The 16,512-nt window shown below is 75.6% G+C and carries 13 protein-coding genes; 8 read left to right on the top strand and 5 right to left on the bottom strand.

Annotated features, from left to right (window positions below; all coding sequences use genetic code 11):
* Positions 1 to 28: 28 nt before the first annotated feature.
* Together ACFPCY_RS08320 and menD are read left to right on the top strand one after the other, a co-directional pair.
* The gene (locus tag ACFPCY_RS08320; protein ID WP_378253057.1) at positions 29 to 1,105 is read left to right on the top strand and encodes an o-succinylbenzoate synthase; all 1,077 of its coding nucleotides are present in this window, start codon (positions 29 to 31) and stop codon (positions 1,103 to 1,105) included.
* Positions 1,102 to 2,769 (top strand): 2-succinyl-5-enolpyruvyl-6-hydroxy-3-cyclohexene-1-carboxylic-acid synthase, encoded by a 1,668-nt coding sequence (menD, locus tag ACFPCY_RS08325; protein WP_378253058.1) that lies wholly within the window; start codon positions 1,102 to 1,104, stop codon positions 2,767 to 2,769. The genes ACFPCY_RS08320 and menD overlap by 4 nt, the downstream gene beginning before the upstream one ends.
* A 119-nt stretch (positions 2,770 to 2,888) precedes the next feature.
* On the opposite strand, the gene ACFPCY_RS08330 is transcribed toward menD, so the two are convergent.
* Entirely contained in the window at positions 2,889 to 3,785 is an 897-nt protein-coding gene (locus tag ACFPCY_RS08330; protein WP_378253059.1) for a tyrosine-protein phosphatase, read from the bottom strand.
* Positions 3,786 to 4,079: 294 nt separating this feature from the next.
* Here ACFPCY_RS08330 and ACFPCY_RS08335 point away from each other — a divergent pair, with 294 nt between their 5' ends.
* Positions 4,080 to 5,177, top strand: a complete 1,098-nt coding sequence (locus ACFPCY_RS08335) for an acyl-CoA desaturase (RefSeq protein ID WP_378253060.1) — start codon at positions 4,080 to 4,082, stop codon at positions 5,175 to 5,177.
* Positions 5,178 to 5,322: 145 nt separating this feature from the next.
* Positions 5,323 to 6,135, top strand: coding sequence for an Fpg/Nei family DNA glycosylase (locus ACFPCY_RS08340; protein ID WP_378253061.1), 813 nt, complete (start codon positions 5,323 to 5,325; stop codon positions 6,133 to 6,135).
* A gap of 45 nt (positions 6,136 to 6,180) precedes the next feature.
* Here ACFPCY_RS08340 and ACFPCY_RS08345 read toward each other — a convergent pair whose 3' ends face one another.
* The 4 genes from ACFPCY_RS08345 to ACFPCY_RS08360 all read right to left on the bottom strand — a co-directional run bounded on the left by ACFPCY_RS08345 (position 6,181) and on the right by ACFPCY_RS08360 (position 10,417).
* On the bottom strand, positions 6,181 to 7,068 hold the full coding sequence (locus ACFPCY_RS08345; RefSeq protein WP_378253062.1) for a hypothetical protein: 888 nt from the start codon (positions 7,066 to 7,068) through the stop codon (positions 6,181 to 6,183).
* A gap of 370 nt (positions 7,069 to 7,438) precedes the next feature.
* On the bottom strand, positions 7,439 to 8,701 hold the full coding sequence (locus tag ACFPCY_RS08350; RefSeq protein ID WP_378253063.1) for an isochorismate synthase: 1,263 nt from the start codon (positions 8,699 to 8,701) through the stop codon (positions 7,439 to 7,441).
* Between the two features lie 258 nt (positions 8,702 to 8,959).
* Entirely contained in the window at positions 8,960 to 9,553 is a 594-nt protein-coding gene (locus ACFPCY_RS08355) for a biotin transporter BioY (protein ID WP_378253064.1), read from the bottom strand.
* 192 nt (positions 9,554 to 9,745) lie between these two features.
* Positions 9,746 to 10,417 carry a spermidine synthase family protein gene (locus tag ACFPCY_RS08360; protein WP_378253065.1) on the bottom strand — a complete coding sequence of 224 codons (672 nt, stop codon included), beginning with the start codon at positions 10,415 to 10,417 and terminating at the stop codon, positions 9,746 to 9,748.
* 192 nt (positions 10,418 to 10,609) lie between these two features.
* Between ACFPCY_RS08360 and ACFPCY_RS08365 the strand changes: the two genes are divergently transcribed.
* From ACFPCY_RS08365 to ACFPCY_RS08380, 4 genes are all read left to right on the top strand, one after another.
* Positions 10,610 to 12,313, top strand: a complete 1,704-nt coding sequence (locus ACFPCY_RS08365) for an NAD-dependent malic enzyme (protein ID WP_378253066.1) — start codon at positions 10,610 to 10,612, stop codon at positions 12,311 to 12,313.
* Between the two features lie 156 nt (positions 12,314 to 12,469).
* The gene (locus ACFPCY_RS08370; protein WP_378253067.1) at positions 12,470 to 13,297 is read left to right on the top strand and encodes an SDR family NAD(P)-dependent oxidoreductase; all 828 of its coding nucleotides are present in this window, start codon (positions 12,470 to 12,472) and stop codon (positions 13,295 to 13,297) included.
* A 79-nt stretch (positions 13,298 to 13,376) separates the two neighbouring features.
* The gene (locus ACFPCY_RS08375) at positions 13,377 to 14,408 is read left to right on the top strand and encodes a S1C family serine protease (protein ID WP_378253068.1); all 1,032 of its coding nucleotides are present in this window, start codon (positions 13,377 to 13,379) and stop codon (positions 14,406 to 14,408) included.
* A gap of 243 nt (positions 14,409 to 14,651) precedes the next feature.
* Positions 14,652 to 16,481 (top strand): glycoside hydrolase family 10-like protein, encoded by a 1,830-nt coding sequence (locus tag ACFPCY_RS08380; RefSeq protein ID WP_378253069.1) that lies wholly within the window; start codon positions 14,652 to 14,654, stop codon positions 16,479 to 16,481.
* The last annotated feature ends 31 nt before the right edge of the window (positions 16,482 to 16,512 follow it).

Raw genomic sequence — 16,512 nt, forward strand, 5'->3', positions numbered from 1 at the left:
GTTCTGTTCTGTGTTGGGAGGTCGGCGGGTGCGGGTCTTCTCCATCCCGATGCGTACGCGGTTCCGCGGGGTGACGCGGCGGGAGGGTGTGCTGCTGCGGGGTCCGGCGGGGTGGGGGGAGTTCTCCCCGTTCGCCGAGTACGGTCCGCAGGAGTCGGCCCGCTGGCTGGCGGCGGCGCGGGAGGCGGCGTTCGCGGGGTGGCCGGCGCCGGTGCGGGACCGGGTGCCGGTGAACGTGACGGTTCCGGCGGTGGGTCCGGAGCGGGCGTTCGAGCTGGTGCGGGCGTCGGGGTGCCGGACGGCGAAGGTGAAGGTCGCCGAGCGGGGCCAGGACGACGGTGACGATCTCGCGCGGGTGGAGGCGGTGCGGGACGCGCTGGGTCCGGACGGCCGGTTGCGGGTGGATGTGAACGGCGGCTGGGACGTGGCGCACGCGGTGCGGATGGTGCGGGCGCTGGACCGGTTCGACCTGGAATACGTGGAGCAGCCGTGCGGGTCGCTGGAGGAGCTGGCGGCGGTGCGGTCGCGGGTGGACGTGCCGGTGGCGGCGGACGAGTCGATCCGGCGCGCGGAGGATCCGCTGCGGGTGCGGGCTGCGGGCGCGGCCGATGTGGCGGTGCTGAAGGTGCAGCCGCTCGGCGGGGTGCGGGCGGCGCTGCGGGTGGCGGAGGCGGCGGGGCTGCCGGTGGTGGTGTCGTCGGCGGTGGAGACGTCGGTGGGGCTGGCCGCGGGGGTGGCGCTGGCGGCGGCGCTGCCGGAGCTGCCGTTCGCGTGCGGGCTGGGGACGCTGTCGTTGCTGTCGGGTGATGTGACGGGTGATCCGCTGGCGCCGGTGGACGGGGAGATCGTCGTGCGGCGTCCGGTGGTGGACGAGGCGGCGCTGGCCGCGCTGGAGGCCGGGCCGGAGGTGGCGGCGGGCTGGCGGGAGCGGCTCGGTGACGCGGCGAAGGTGCTGGACGCGGCGTCGGGGGACGGCTCGGCGGGATACCTGGGTTCGTTGGGCGCCGCGGCCGGCCCGTCCGGCGCGGCCGGCCCGGTTGGCCCGGTTGGCGCGGCCGGTGGGTTCGGTGCGTCCGGTGCGGCGGGGGAAGGGGACGTCCGATGAATCCGGCGACGGCGCTGGCGACGGTGCTGGTCGATGAGCTGCTGCGGTGCGGGATGACCGACGCGGTCCTGGCGCCGGGGTCGCGGTCGGCTCCGCTGGCGCTGGCGCTGCACGCGGCGGAGGTCGAGGGCCGCGTCCGGCTGCACGTGCGGATCGACGAGCGGTCGGCGTCGTTCCTCGGGCTCGGGCTGGCGAAGCGGTCGGGCCGTCCGGTGGCGCTGGTGTGCACGTCGGGGACGGCGGCGGCGAACTTCCATCCGGCGGTGATCGAGGCGCACGAGTCGGGGGTGCCGCTGGTGGTGCTGACGGCGGACCGCCCGCCGGAGCTGCGGGACACCGGCGCGAACCAGACCGTCGACCAGATCAAGCTGTACGGGACGGCCGCGCGGTGGTCGACCGAGGTGGGGGTGCCGGAGAACCGCCCGGGGATGGTGGCGTACTGGCGGTCGCTGGTGTCGCGGGCGTGGGGGCTGGCGCAGGCGCCGATCCCGGGGCCGGTGCACCTGAACGTGGCGTTCCGCGAGCCGCTGATCCCCGACGGCGACGACTCGTGGTGCGAGCCGCTGGACGGGGACGCGACGGGCGCGTGGACGCGGGTGCGGGCGGCGACGCCGGGGTCGGTGCTGCACGTGCCGCCGACGCGGCGGGGCGTGCTGGTCGTCGGGGACGGCGCGACGAACGTGAAGCGGTACGTGGCGGCGGCGTCGATGGCGGGCTGGCCGGTGCTGGCGGAGCCGAACGGCAACGCCCGCTACGGCGACCACGCGCTGTCGTCGCACCATTTCCTGCTGGGCGTGCCGGAGTTCGTGGAGCGGCACCGTCCGGAGGTGGTGGTGACGCTCGGGAAGCCGGGGCTGTCGCGTCCGCTGCTGGCGCTGCTGCGGCGGGCCGAGGAGCACATCGTCCTGTCGCCGGACCTGTCGCGGTGGCCGGACCCGGTGCGGTCGGCGACGCAGGTGGCGCAGGACGTGGAGATCCCGGTCGTGTCGGGCGACGACGCGTGGCTGAAGTCGTGGCGCGCGGCGGACACGGTCGCGGCGGCGGCGGTGGACCGCGTGCTGGACGCGGTGCCGGAGGTGACCGAGCCGCGGCTGGCGCGGGACCTGGTCGCGGCGCTGCCGGGCGGGTCGCTGCTGTTCTCGGCGGCGTCCATGCCCATCCGCGACCTGGACCAGGTGATGCGCCCGCGGCGCGGGATCCGGATCATGGCGAGCCGGGGCGCGTCGGGGATCGACGGGCTGGTGTCGACCGCGATGGGCGCGGCGCTGGCGCATTCGGGCCGCTCGTACGCGCTGCTCGGCGACCTGGCGTTCCTGCACGACCAGAACGGGCTGGTGCTGGGGCCGCAGGAGCGGCGCCCGGACCTGGCGATCGTGGTCGTGAACAACCGCGGCGGCGGGATCTTCTCGCTGCTGCCGCAGGCGGCGCTGCGCGGCCCGTTCGAGCGGGTGTTCGGCACGCCGCAGGACGTGGACCTGGAGGGCCTGGTCCGGGCGCACGGTGTCCCGTACCGGCGCCTGGACGCGGCGGCCGACCTGCCGAAGGCGATCGCGGGCGAGGGCCTGCGCGTCATCGAGGCCCGGACGGACCGGGACGCCAACGCGGTGCTGCACGCGGAGATGCGCAAGGCCGCGCACGTCGCCGTCCGCGACCTGTTCCTCTGACGCTTTCCGGGACGGCGCGACCTGTTCCCCCGGACGCTTCCGGGGCCGGTGCGACCTCGTTCCCCTGACGCTTACGGGCGCAAGGGCGCGAAGGCGGGGGCGGGGGCTGGGGGCGCGGGTCAGTCGAGGAGGCGGGCGCGGAGGGCCTCGGTGTCCTCATCGGTCCAGCCGTGCCCGGCGAGCCAGGCGGCGGTGCCGCCGAGCTCCTCGTCCACCCGCGCCAGGAACTTCTCCATGATCACCGCGTGCGGGTGGTGGCTGTCGGCCGGCCGGGAGTCGATGTCGGCGGCGTAGGTGTCGCTGGCGCGCAGCCGCGCCAGGATCGCCTCGATCCGCTCGCCCGAGGCGGCGTAGTCGGCGACGATCGCCTCCCGCGTCGTCCCGGCGACCTCCAGCGCCAGCGCGCACACCACGCCCGTGCGGTCCTTGCCCGCCGCGCAGTGCACCAGCGCCGACCCGTCGGTGCGGGCCATCACCCGCAGCGCCGCGACGATCGAGTCCGCGCGGTCCCGCAGGTAGCCGAGGTAGAAGCCGATGGAGCGGTCCTCGTGCTGCCCGCCGCCGGGCCGTGACTGCCACGGCAGCACCTTGTCGATGTCGACACCCGGCGCCGACGCGGCGGGCCGGGCCGACGGGTCGGGCTGGGCCGACGGGTCGGGCTGGGCGGACGGGGCAGACGGATCGGATGCGGGCGGCGGGGGCTGGTCGGCGGCGGCGTCGGTGTGCCGGCCGCCCTCGGCGAACAGCGACAGGTGGTGCAGCCGCACCGACGGGACGCGCGCGAGCGGCCCCGGCCCCTCCAGCCGCACCTCGGCGTCGCTGCGCAGGTCGATGACGTTCTTCAGGTCGTAGTCGTCGAGCAGGACGCGGACGTCGGTGACGGTCAGGCCCTGGAGGTTGTCGGCGCGCAGGACCCGTCCCCGGCGGATGACGCGCCCGTCCACGGTGGGCAGGCCGCCCAGGTCACGGGCGTTGACCGCCCCCTCCAACGGGATCCACCGCGTGCGTTCGCTCATGACTTGTCACCCTATAGGGCCGCTTTGGGGTGCTCTTGGGGTGGGGCTGGCACGAGGGCGCGGCCGGGGTCCAGCACCACCCCCGGTCCGGGACGCAGCCCTCCTGTGCGGCGGGTCCGCGGCCAGCAGGCTGGAGGGCACGGGGCCGGCGGTCGGTCCCCGGGGTGAGGGACGCGCGCCGGATGCGACCAGCGGGGGACACCGGGGTTGGCTCTTCCGGGGGGCGACCGTCCGACCTGCGGATTCGTAGCGTTCCCGGTAGTGGATCGCCGTGGTGAGGAGAACGTTGTGACGATGACCGAACCGGCCCTGGGCGCACGCCCCGCAGAGCTCGGTCAGGGGGCCGGGCGGGTCCCCGTCCGGGACCGGGCGGGGCAGCGGGAGGCGGGCCGGGAGGGCCGCGTCGCCAGCGACTTCGGGCCGCTGGCGCGCCGCGTCCGGGACGCGGGGCTGCTGGCGCGGCGCCGCGGCTACTACCTGCGGGCGATCGCCCTGAACCTCGCCGCGACCGCCGCGCTCTGGACGGCCGTCGCGTGGTGGGGGGCGTCCTGGTGGGCGGTGGCGCTGGCGGTGCCGCTCGCGCTGGCCTCCACCCGGCGGGCGTTCCTCGGGCACGACGCCGGGCACCGGCAGATCGCCGCGTCGCCCCGCGCGAACCGGTGGCTGGGGCTGCTGCTGGGCAACCTCGGTCTCGGCCTCGGCTACGGCTGGTGGAACGACAAGCACAACCGGCACCACGCCAACCCCAACCACGTCGGGAAGGACCCCGACGTCGGCGAGGGCGTCCTGGCGTGGACGCGCGAGCAGGCGGCGCGGCGCCGCGGCCCCGCCGCGTGGATCATCGCCCACCAGGCGTGGCTGTTCTTCCCGCTGCTGCTGCTGGAGGGGCTGAACCTCCAGGTGAACAGCGCCCTGTACCTGCGGGGGAAGGCGCGCCGCGACCAGGCCGTCGAGGGGCTGCTGCTCGCCGCGCACCTGGCCGCCTACCTCGGGCTGGCGTTCACGCTGCTGACGCCGGGCAAGGCGCTGGTGTTCCTGGCCGTCCACCAGGGCCTGTTCGGGCTGCACCTGGGGTCGGCGTTCGCGCACAACCACAAGGGGATGGCGATGCCCGGCCCCGGCGAACGCTGGGACCACCTGCGGCGGCAGGTCCTCACCTCCCGCAACGTCCGCGGCGGGCCCGTCGCCGACTACCTGCTCGGCGGCCTCAACTACCAGATCGAGCACCACCTGTTCCCCAGCGTCGCCCGCCCGAACCTGCGGCGCGTCCAGCCGCTGGTCCGCGAGCACTGCGCGCGCGTCGGGCTGCCCTACACCGAGACCGGCGCGTTCGACTCCTACCGGCAGGCCCTCGCCCACATGAACGACGTCGGCGACCCCCTCCGCGACTGACCCTCCCGCCCCGCTCCGGGACGCCCCCCGGCCCCGCCCCCGGGACGACGTCCGGGCCTTCCCCCGGGACGACGCCGGGCCTGCTCCGGGGCGGCTCCCCGGCCCGCATCGGGGCGGCGCCGGGGCCCCTATCCTGGGCGGTGACATGCCTGAAGGACACACCATCCACCGCCTCGCCGCCGAACACCAGCGCGTGTTCGGCGGCCGCGCCGTCACCGCCGCCAGCCCTCAGGGCCGCTTCGCCGACGGCGCCCGCCTCATCGACGGCCGCGCCCTGGCCACCGCCGACGCCCACGGCAAGCACCTGCTCCTGCGGTTCGACGGCGACCTCACCGTCCACGTCCACCTCGGGATCTACGGCAAGTACACCTTCGGGGACGGGCCCGCGCCCGCGCCCGTCGGCGCCGTCCGGCTCCGCCTCGCCGGCGGCGCCGGCTACGCCGACCTGCGCGGCCCCAACGCCTGCGAGGTCCTCGACCCCGGCGCCGTCGACCGGCTCCGCGACCGCCTCGGCCCCGACCCGCTGCGCCCCGACGCCGACCCCGACCGCGCCTGGCGCCGCATCCACGCCAGCCGCGCCCCCGTCGGGCAGCTCCTCATGGACCAGGCCGTCATCGCCGGACCCGGCAACATCTACCGCGCCGAAGTGCTGTTCCGGCAGGGCGTCCACCCCCGCCTGCCCGGCCGCGACCTGCCCCGCGACCGCTGGGACGCCCTCTGGGCCGACCTGCGGCACCTCATGGCGGCCGGCGTCCGCGACGGACGCATCGACACCGTCCGCCCCGAGCACACCCCCGAGGCGATGGGCCGCCCGCCCCGCGTCGACGACCACGGCGGCGAGGTGTACGTGTACCGCCGCGCCGGGCAGCCGTGCCTGCTGTGCGGCACCGAGGTCCGCACCGAGGTCATGGCCGGACGCAACCTGTTCTGGTGCGACACCTGCCAGCCCGCCGCCTGAACCGCCGCCTGAACCGCCGGTGGACGGCGTCCGGCGCGTGCGGGGTCAGCTCGCCGGACGCGCCGGTTCGGAACGGTCCCGGCCCTGCTCGGGCACCGGCCCGTGCCCGGACGGCGCGGGCTCCCCGAACCGCGCCAGCGCCAGCGTCGCCGCCACCGCCACCACGAACCCCACCACCGCCATCGGCGCCAGCCCCCGCCGGGTGTGATCACCCAGCAGGACGATCCCGACCGCGGCCGGGACGACCGTCTCGGCCACCACCATCGCCGCCGTCGTGCTCGTCACCGACCCCCGCTGCAACGCCGTCGCGTAGAACAGCAGCGCCGCGGCGCCCGCCGCCGCCAGCGCGTACGACGCCGGATCGGTCAGCAGGTCCAGCGGGTTCAGGCTCGTCAGGACCCGCGCGGCGAGCGCGACCACCCCGAACCCCAGGCCCGCGACCAGCCCGAGCGCCACCGACCGCGCCGTCCCCGGCAGCCGTCCCGCCGCCGCACCCACCACCAGCAGCGCCACCGACGCCCCCAGCAGCGTCCAGTGGAACCCGGCCCCGATGTGCGCGGGCCCCTCCCGCCCGGCCGACGACCCGAGCAGCGCCAGCCCGGCGCACACCGCCAGCACCGCCGCCCACTCCCGCGCCCGCAGCCGCACCTTCAGCACCGGACCCGCCACGACCGCCGTCACCGCCAGCGCCGCCGCGATGATCGCCTGCACCACGAACAGCGGCAGCGACCGCAACGCCGCCAGCTCCAGCAGGAACCCCACCAGGTCCAGGGCGATGCCCGTCACGAACGGCACGTTCGCCGCCAGCCGCACCAGCAGCCGCGGATCCACCCCCTCACTGGGCGCGGTCGTCCGCGCCGCGACCGCCTCCAGCACCGTGGCGACGCCGAAACAGCACGCGGCCGCCAAAGCGCCCAGCAGACTCCAGACCATCCGCCCACCCTACGCGCCGCGCCCCTCCCCACCGACCGGACCGGTCCCGACCCGTCAGCGCCCCCCCGGACGAGCGCAAGCGGTCAGCGACCCACGACACGCCACACGCACCGATCGACGCGCCACCGAACAGCGGGCAGCGGGCAGCGCACGGAACGTAGCGAGCGACGAGCGAACGCAGCGGGCAGCGTGCAGCGGGCGAAGGCGAGACCGGCGAACGCGACGGGCGGGTACGGCGGGCAGACCCGGCGGGCAGCGGGCGAAGGTGACGGGCGGACACGGCAGGCGGACGCGGCGGGGAGGGGGTCCGGCCACGGTCGGACCGGCTGATCAGTCGGGGAACCGGGCGAGCCGCGGACGGCGCGGCGGGTCAGCCTTCGAGGGCGTACTGCATCGCGCGGAACTTGTTCTGCGCCTCCGCCAGCTCCGCCGCCGGATCGGAGTCGGCGACGATCCCGCAGCCCGCGAACAGCCGCGCGCGCGTCCCGTCGAGCTCGGCGCAGCGCAGCGCGATGCCCCACTCGCCGTCGCCGCGCGCGTCGACCCAGCCGACCGGGCCCGCGTACCGGCCGCGGTCCATGCCCTCCAGCTCCCGGATCAGCTCCAGCGCCCGGTCGGTCGGGGTGCCCGCGACCGCCGGCGTCGGGTGCAGCGCCGCCAGCACGTCCAGGACGGTCCGGTGCGCGGCCAGGCGCCCGTGCACCGGCGACGCCAGGTGCGTGACGTTCGGCAGCCGCAGCAGCTCGGGTTCGTCCGGGACGTCCAGGTCGGTGCACAGCGGCGCGAGCGCGTCGCGGACCATGTCGACGGCGTAGGAGTGCTCCTCGCGGTCCTTCCCGGACCGGAACAGCGTGCGGGCGCGGGCGTCGTCGTCGGCGGGCGCGGTGCCGCGCGCGGTCGTCCCGGCCAGCACCAGCGAGTCCACGCGGTCGCCGCTGCGGCGGATCAGCAGCTCCGGCGTCGCGCCGACCAGGCCCGCGACGGCGAAGGTGTAGCAGGTGGGGTAGCGGCCCGCGAGCCGCTCCAGCAGGGCCCGCGCGTCGATCGGACGGGCCGCGTGCGCGATCAGGTCCCTGGCGAGGACGACCTTGCCGAGGTGCCCCGAACGGATCCGGGACGTGGCGGTCGCGACCGCCTGCTCCCAGGACGGGGCGCTGCGGGCCCCGTCGCTCCAGGTGAGCCGTCCCGGCGCGGCGGGCGCGGCGGCGACGGGCGGCAGCCCCGCGAGGGGCGGGAAGGGGCCGTCCTCGGCCGGGTCGCCGATCGTGGTGACCCAGGCGCGGCCGTCGCGGCGGCCGAGGACGTACCGCGGGACGATCAGCACCGAGTCGGCCGACTTCGGGTCGAAACCGAAACTGCCGAACGCGACGGGACCGGTGCCGGGCAGCCGCAGCGGGTCGTCCACCTCGGCCGGGTCGAACATCTCCCGCAGCCAGGCGTCGGCGGCGGCGAACCGGTCGTGCCCGCCGGGCAGCTCCAGCCGGGCGGTCTCGCCCCAGCCGACCAGCCCGTCACCGTGCCGGACCCACGCCAGCGCGGTGGGGTGGGGGAGCCGTGAGAGCAGGTCGCCGGGGTCGGCGACCGGAGTGGTGCGGACGACGAGGCGGCCGGGTGCGTGCACGGCGAGCTTCACGAACGCCACTCTACGGGACTTTTGAACCCGTTCAAACCGGCGGGGTGAAAGCGCGCGCTGAGGCATCCGCCACAGCACCGCGCTGTGGCGCGAACCACGGCGCGAACCACGGCGCGAACCACGGCGCGAACCACGGCGGGTGCCGTGGGGGCGCGGCCGGCCCGCCGGTGGGGGACCGCCCTCGTCCGCGGCCGGTCCCGGTCGGCCCGCGACCGGCCGGGACCATACGGGCCGGCCGGGACCGTCGGGGACCGGTGGTCAGCGGCGGCGGCCCGCCAGCCGCCATGCGACCGGAAGGAGCCCGGCCGCCAGCAGCACCTTCAACACGTCCCCCGCCAGGAACGGCGTGACACCCAGGTGCAGCGCCTTGTCGAGACCGACGTGCAGCGACGCCATCAGGTACGGCACGCCCACCAGGTAGATCAGGACGGTCCCGAACGTCATCGTCGCGACCGTCCGCAGCGGGGTGCGGTCACCGCCGCGCTCGGCCAGCCGGCCGACGACCGCCGCGGCGAGCACGAACCCCAGCACGTACCCCAGCGACGGCATGGACATTCCGGACGAGTGCTCGGCGAACCACGGCACCCCCGCGACCCCCGCCGCCAGGTACAACAGCATGCCGAGCGCCGCGCGGGTGCGGCCGAGCGCCGCGCCCGCCAGCAGGACGGCGAACGTCTGGCCCGAGACCGGCACGGGGGTGCCGGGCAGCGGGATCGAGATCTGCGCGGCGACCCCGACCAGCGCGGCCGACCCCGCCACCAGCGCGGCGTCGCGGGCGAGCGCGCCCGGCAGCAGGTCGGACAGGACGGCGGCGGGACGCCGGGACGCCGGGGCGGCGTGAGCGGTGGACACAGCAACCTCCACAAAACGTGCGTGTTGGGACGAAACTAGCGAACGGCCCGACACGGCGGGATCACCCGCCCTACAGAATCTCCCCGCCCCGCTTTGTCGCCCCACCCCGACCGGCCACGACACCCCCTCCCGCACCCCCTGCCCCACGCCGGGACGCATCCGCCGGCGGCGGGGCGGGCTAGGCGCGGCGGGCTAGGCGGGACGGGCCAGGTAGACGACGTCGGGCTCGCCGCGCGGGACGGGCACCGGCAGCACCTCCACCCGCCCGAACCGGTCGCGCAGCAGCCGCTCGAACGCCGGAGCCGCGCCCGCGCTCCACACCGCCAGCACGCCCCGGCCGGTCAGCCGCGCGGCGATCAGGTCCAGGCCGTCCGGACCGTAGAGGCGGGCGTTGCCGGGCGTGACCGTCCAGTCCGGGCCGTTGTCGACGTCCAGGCACAACAGGTCATACCGGGCGTCCCCGGCGGTCAGGTGATCGACCAGATCGGCCGTGACGACCCGGACGCGCGGATCGTCCAGCGCGCCCCGCGAGAACGGCCGCAGCGGCGCGTCCGGCCCGGAGTGCCAGCCGACCACCGCCGGTTCCCGCTCGACCACCGTCACCGCCCCGACCCGCGGCAGCCGCACCGCCTCGGCCAGGCTGAACCCCACGCCCAGCCCGCCGACCAGCACGCTCACATCCTCACCGTCGACGGCGGCGACGGCCGAGGACACCAGCAGCCGCTCGGACTCCCCGTTGCGGGTGTCCATCAGGAACATCCCGTTGCTGATGATCTCGTAATGCTCCCCGGCGCGGCGCAGCACCAGCTCGCCGCCGACCCCCGCCGCCCGCTCCACCACGTCCGCCTCGACCCCGGTCTCCATGCGGACGACCCTAATGCTCCAGCGGAATCCCGTTGCGTTCGAGACGTTCAACGGTTGCCTACTCGGTTGACCCGAATATGGCTTTCGGGGGGAGCTCCAATGACGCGATCCGTGCCATCGTCGGATTCGAATGTGTCGGCAGGTCGGCGGTCATGGGGACGTGGACGCGGTGCAGCGGCGGGGGGAGAGACGATGGCCAGGCATACCGCGCGGACGCCGGCCACTCCAGGCGTCCTGACCGATCCACTCAGGAACCGGGGAGTGGGTTTCACGCAGGCGGAGCGGGACGAGCTGGGGCTGACCGGGCGCCTGCCGTCCGCGGTGCTGACGCTGGAGCAGCAGGCGCAGCGCGCCTACCAGCAGTTGCAGGCCCAAGGCGGCGACCTGGCCAAGAACGTGTACCTGGAGCAGCTCCACGACCGCAACGAGACCCTGTACTACAAGGTGCTCACCGATCACCTCGTGGAATTGCTGCCGGTGGTGTACGACCCCACGGTCGGCGAGGCGATCGAGAAGTACTCCCACGAGTACCGCAGCCCGCGCGGCGTCTTTCTGTCCATCGACCGGCCCGAGGACGTCGAGAAGGCCTTCGCCACGGTTCGACTCGGGCCCGAGGACGTGGATTTGATCGTGTGCAGCGACGCGGAGCAGATCCTCGGCATCGGCGACTGGGGCGTGGGCGGCATCCAGATCGCGGTCGGCAAGCTGGCGGTCTACTCGGCGGCGGCCGGTATCGACCCGGCCCGCACCCTGCCGGTGTCCCTGGACGTGGGAACCGACCGCGAGGCCTTGCTGAAGGACCCGCTGTACCTGGGTAACCGGCATCCCAGAGTGCGGGGCGCCGCCTACGACGCGTTCATCGAGACCTACCTGCGGACGGCCTCGGCGATGTTCCCGCGCGCGCTGCTGCATTTCGAGGACTTCGGCCCCGGCAACGCCCGGCGGATCCTGGAGACCTACGGCGGCTACCGCATCTTCAACGACGACATGCAGGGCACCGGTGCGATCACTCTGGCCGCGGTCCTGTCGGCCATCAAGATCAGCGATGTGCCGCTGCGTGAGCAGAAGGTGGTGGTCTTCGGCGCGGGCACCGCCGGAGTCGGCATCGCCGACCAACTGCGCGACGCCATGGCCCGTGACGGCGGCGGTGACGGCGGCGGCGGTGGCGACCGGCGGCAGGCCACGGCCCGGGTCTGGCTGATCGACAAGCCGGGCCTGCTCACCCGCGACACCCCTGACCTGCGCGACTTCCAGCAGCCCTACGCGCGCGATCCGTCGGAGGTCGCCGACTGGACCAGGGACGACGGCGCGATCTCCCTGCTGGAGACCGTGAAGCGGGTCAAACCGACGATCCTGGTGGGCACCTCCGCCGTCCACGGCGCGTTCACCCGCGAGGTCGTCGAGGCCATGGCCGAGGGCACCGAACGCCCGGTCATCCTCCCGCTGTCCAACCCGGCCTCGCGCATCGAGGCCATGCCGGCCGACATCATCGCCTGGTCCGAAGGCAAGGCCCTGGTCGCCACCGGCATCCCCGTCCCACCCGTCGAGCACGACGGGGTGACCCACCAGATCGCGCAGGCCAACAACGCACTGCTGTATCCCGGGCTGGGCCTGGGCACGATCGTCTCCGGCGCGTCGAAGGTGACCGACCGGATGCTGTCCGCGGCCGCCCGGGCGGTGGCCGACCAGGTCGACGTCGGCGCACCGGGCGCCTCCCTGCTGCCGCCGGTGGAGGACCTGCGCGAATCGTCGGCGATTACCGCGACGGCGGTGGTCGAAGCGGCGGTCGGCGACGGCGTCGCCACCGGCAGACCGTCCGACCCCGGGCGAGCCGTCCGCCAGGCCATGTGGGAACCGGTCTACGGCCCCGTCCACGGCGACGGAGCGACGGCCTGACCGCGACTTCGACCGCATCGCCGACCCAGCCGCGATGGCCCACCCCGCCTCGTCGGCCAGGCCGTAGCGCCGGGACTTCGAGCACCGCGCCGACCGCTGGCCGGCGGTCGGTCGGGGGCTGTCGCGGGCGCGGGCGGGGTGGTTAGGGTGCGGGCCATGCCGACCCTCACCCCCCATGATCCGGCGTCCCCGTTCCCGCCCGGCGCGCTGCTCGCCGGACGGCGCGTCCTGGTCGTCGGAGCCGGGACCAGCCCCAGCGACGACCCCGACGCCCCCATCGGCAACGGACGCGCCATCGCCCTCGCCGCCGCGCGGGAGGGCGCCGCCGTCGCCTGCGCCGACCTGGACGCCGGCGCCGCCCGCCGCACCGCCGACATGATCACCGAGGACGGCGGCACCGCGCACGCCCTGCCCGCCGCCGACGCCGCCGACCCCGGCGCCGCCGCGAGCACCGTCGAGGCCGCCGCCGCCGCGCTCGGCGGCCTGGACGGCCTGGTCCACAACGCCGGAATCGGCATCGGCCACGGCCTCGCCGGCACCGACCCCGCCGACTGGGACCGCGTCCTCGCGGTGAACCTGCGCGCGCCGTTCCTGTCCGCGCGGGCCGCGCTGCCGCTGCTCGGACCGGGCGCGGCGATCGTGCTGATCGGATCGCTCGCCGGCACCAAACCCGGATCCCGGTCCCCGTCCTACGACGCGTCCAAGGCCGGCCTCACCGGACTGCTGCGGCACATCGCCGCCGAGGCCGCCCCGCGCGGCGTCCGCGCCAACCTCCTCGCGCCCGGACTGATCGACACCGTCATGGGACGCGCCGCCTCCGCCGCCGACACCGACCGCGACCGCACCGCCCGCCTCATCCCCCTCGGACGCCAGGGCACCGCCCACGAGGTCGCCGCGACCGCCGCCTTCCTGCTGTCGGACCGCGCGTCCTACATCACCGGCCAGGTCCTGCACGTCGACGGCGGGCTGTCCACCCTGCGCTGACCTGCGGCGCCGTCCGCACGGGAAGAGCCCTTCACTCTCGGATGTTCGCGTGTAAGCATGTAATCATCCGGGAGGTGCGATGTCCCCCAACCCACCCCTCAACGACCCCCGCCCCGACGACCCCGACCGCCCAGAACCTGACTCCGGCCGCGAAGGCGACCGCGAGGGCGCGGGCGAGGGCGGTGGCGCGCTGGACGCCTACTCTCGCGTCGTGTCCCACGTCGCCCGCGAGCTGACGCCCAGCGTCGCCGGACTGCGCGTCCGGCACCACGGCCGCGAAGGCGCGGGATCGGCCGTGGCGTTCACCGGCGACGGGTTCCTGCTGACCAACGCGCACGTCGTCGGCCGCGCCACCGGCGGGCAGGCCGCGTTCGCCGACGGCACCACCGCCGCGTTCACCGTCGTCGGCGCCGACCCCCTGTCGGACCTGGCCGTCGTCCGCGCCGACGGGCCCGCGCCCGCCCCCGCCGAGCTCGGCGACAGCGACGCCCTCGTCGTCGGGCAGCTCGTCGTCGCCGTCGGCAACCCCCTCGGCCTCGCCGGATCGGTCACCGCCGGGGTCGTGTCCGCGCTCGGCCGGTCCCTGCCGACCCGCAGCGGCAGCGCCGTGCGGATCGTCGAGGACGTCATCCAGACCGACGCCGCGCTCAACCCCGGCAACTCCGGCGGCGCGCTCGCCGACTGGCGCGGACGCGTCGTCGGCGTCAACACCGCCGTCGCCGGGATCGGCGTCGGGCTCGCCGTCCCCGTCAACGCCACCACCCGCCGCATCATCGCCGCGCTCATGGCCGACGGCCGCGTCCGCCGCGCCTACCTCGGCGTCGTCGCCGCGCCCGTCCCCGTCCCGGCGCACCTGCGCGACCGGACCGGGCAGCGGGACGCGCTGCGCGTCGCCGAGGTCGTCCCCGGCAGCCCCGCCGACCGCGCCGGGCTCCGCCGCGGCGATCTCGTGCTCGCCGCCGCCGGAGCGCCGGTGTCCCAGGCGCAGTCGCTGCAGAAGCTGATGTTCGCCGACGCCATCGGACGGCCCCTCCCGATCACCGTGCTCCGCAACGGCGCGATGGTCGACGTGATCGCCGAACCCGTCGAACTCACCGCCGAGAACGCCTGACCCCGAACCCCGCGAAACGCTGGCCGCCGTCCGCCCCGGAATGTTTGGCGCCGTCCAGGGGCCGTCCGGCGGCGGGCGGCCCGGGGCGGGCTCTGGCGCTCACCTGCGAAAACACCTGAACCGCCGCACGAGACGCCCACGGCGAGGACACTGGAACGCGGCGCCCCGGAGCCCGGCGCGCAACACGCGGGCGCCGTCGTTCCGGCGATACCACGGCAACGAGTGCGTAACAATGGCTCGGCTATGGCATCGCGATCGCGGAACCCCCAGGCAAACCGTCCGGCGACTCCCGCCCCCCACGACGGCACCGGCGCGCACCCCGCGCACGCGCACCCCGCGCTGCGCCCCCGCCCCGGCGTCCCGTGGCGATCGGGCAAGGGAGCGGGAGGCGGAGCGGGCGGGGGAGCGGCGCGGACGCGCCGGACGGCGGCGGCCGTCACCGGCGCCGTCCTCGCCCTGTCCACCGCCACCGGCTGCATCTCCGCGTTCGGCGGCACCCGCAAGGACGACGCCGCCGCGCGGTCCCTGCCCGCCGAGTGCGCCGCGATCGCCGCGCCCGGCGACTCCCGCTCCCGGCAGCTGCGCGGCATGTGGATCGCGACCGTCGGCGGCACCGACTGGCCGACCGACCCGTCCCGGCCCGCCGCCGAACAGCGCGCCCGGTTCGTGAAGCTCCTCGACACCGCCCGTGCGATGAACCTCAACGCCGTCGTCGTGCAGATCCGGCCCGACGCCGACGCGTTCTACCGCTCCCCGTACGAGCCGTGGTCGGCCGTCCTCACCGGCACCCCCGGCAAGGACCCCGGCTACGACGTCCTCGCGTTCATGGTGAAGGAGGCCCACGCGCGGAACCTGGAGTTCCACGCCTGGTTCAACCCCTACCGCGTCGCGCAGGACACCGACCGGTCCAAGCTCGCCGCGAACAGCCCCGCCCGGCGCCACCCCGACTGGGTCCGCACCTACGGCGACCAGCTCTGGTACGACCCCGGGCTGCCGCAGGTCCGCGACCTTGCCACCAAGGCCGTCATGGACGTCGTCCACAAGTACGACATCGACGCCGTCCACTTCGACGACTACTTCTACCCCTACCCCGAGTCCGGCGACTTCCCCGACGCCGCCACCTACCGCGCCTACGGCCACGGCATGAAGAAGGCCGACTGGCGGCGCCGCAACGTCGACACCCTCATCCAGACCCTCTCCACTCAGATCCACCAGGCCAAACCCTGGGTCAGGTTCGGGATCAGCCCGTTCGGGGTGTGGCGCAACAAGACCACCGACCCCGACGGCTCCGCCACCAGCGCCCTGCAGTCCTACGACGACATCTACGCCGACACCCGCGGCTGGATCCGCAAACGCTGGATCGACTACATCACCCCGCAGCTGTACTGGCCCATCGGCGACCACGCCGCCGACTACCGCACCCTGGTCGCCTGGTGGAGCCGCCAGGTCGCCGGCACCGGCGTCCAGCTCACCATCGGCCAGGCCGGATACCGCGTCGGGGAGGACGCCGCCTGGCGCCGCCCCGACGAACTGTCCCGCCACCTCACCCTCAACCGCCGCTACCCCGACGTCCGCGGCGACATCTTCTTCTCCGCCACCGACCTGGCCGCCAACCGCCGCGGGTTCGCCGCCCGCGTCCGCACCGACCACTACACCCGCCCCGCGATCCCCCCGGCCGCCACCCCCGCCGGCGGGAAGACCGCCACGCCCGCGCCCGTCCGCGACGTCCGCGCCACCACCGACGGACACGGCGTGCAGATCTCCTGGACGCCCCCGTCCGGCCCCGGCACCGGACCCGGCAACGGCCCCGGCGCCGGCGACGCGTCCGGCCGCGCCACCGCCTACGCCGTCTACCGCCGCGACGGACGCGGCGGAGGCTGCGCCGCCGTCGACCCCGCCGCGCTCATCGGCACCGCCCGCGACCCCGGCACCCCCGCCGGCGGACGCCTCACCCTCACCGACACCTCCGCCCGCCCCGGACACGACTACACCTACACCGTCACCGCCCTGGACCGGCTCCACCGCGAAAGCCCGCCCGCCCGTGCCGCAACGGTGACCGTGAACCGCGGGTAAAGCGTCGCCCGGCGGGGGACAAACACTGCAG

The organism is Actinomadura gamaensis (assembly GCF_042652125.1).
Taxonomy (GTDB): domain Bacteria; phylum Actinomycetota; class Actinomycetes; order Streptosporangiales; family Streptosporangiaceae; genus Spirillospora; species Spirillospora gamaensis.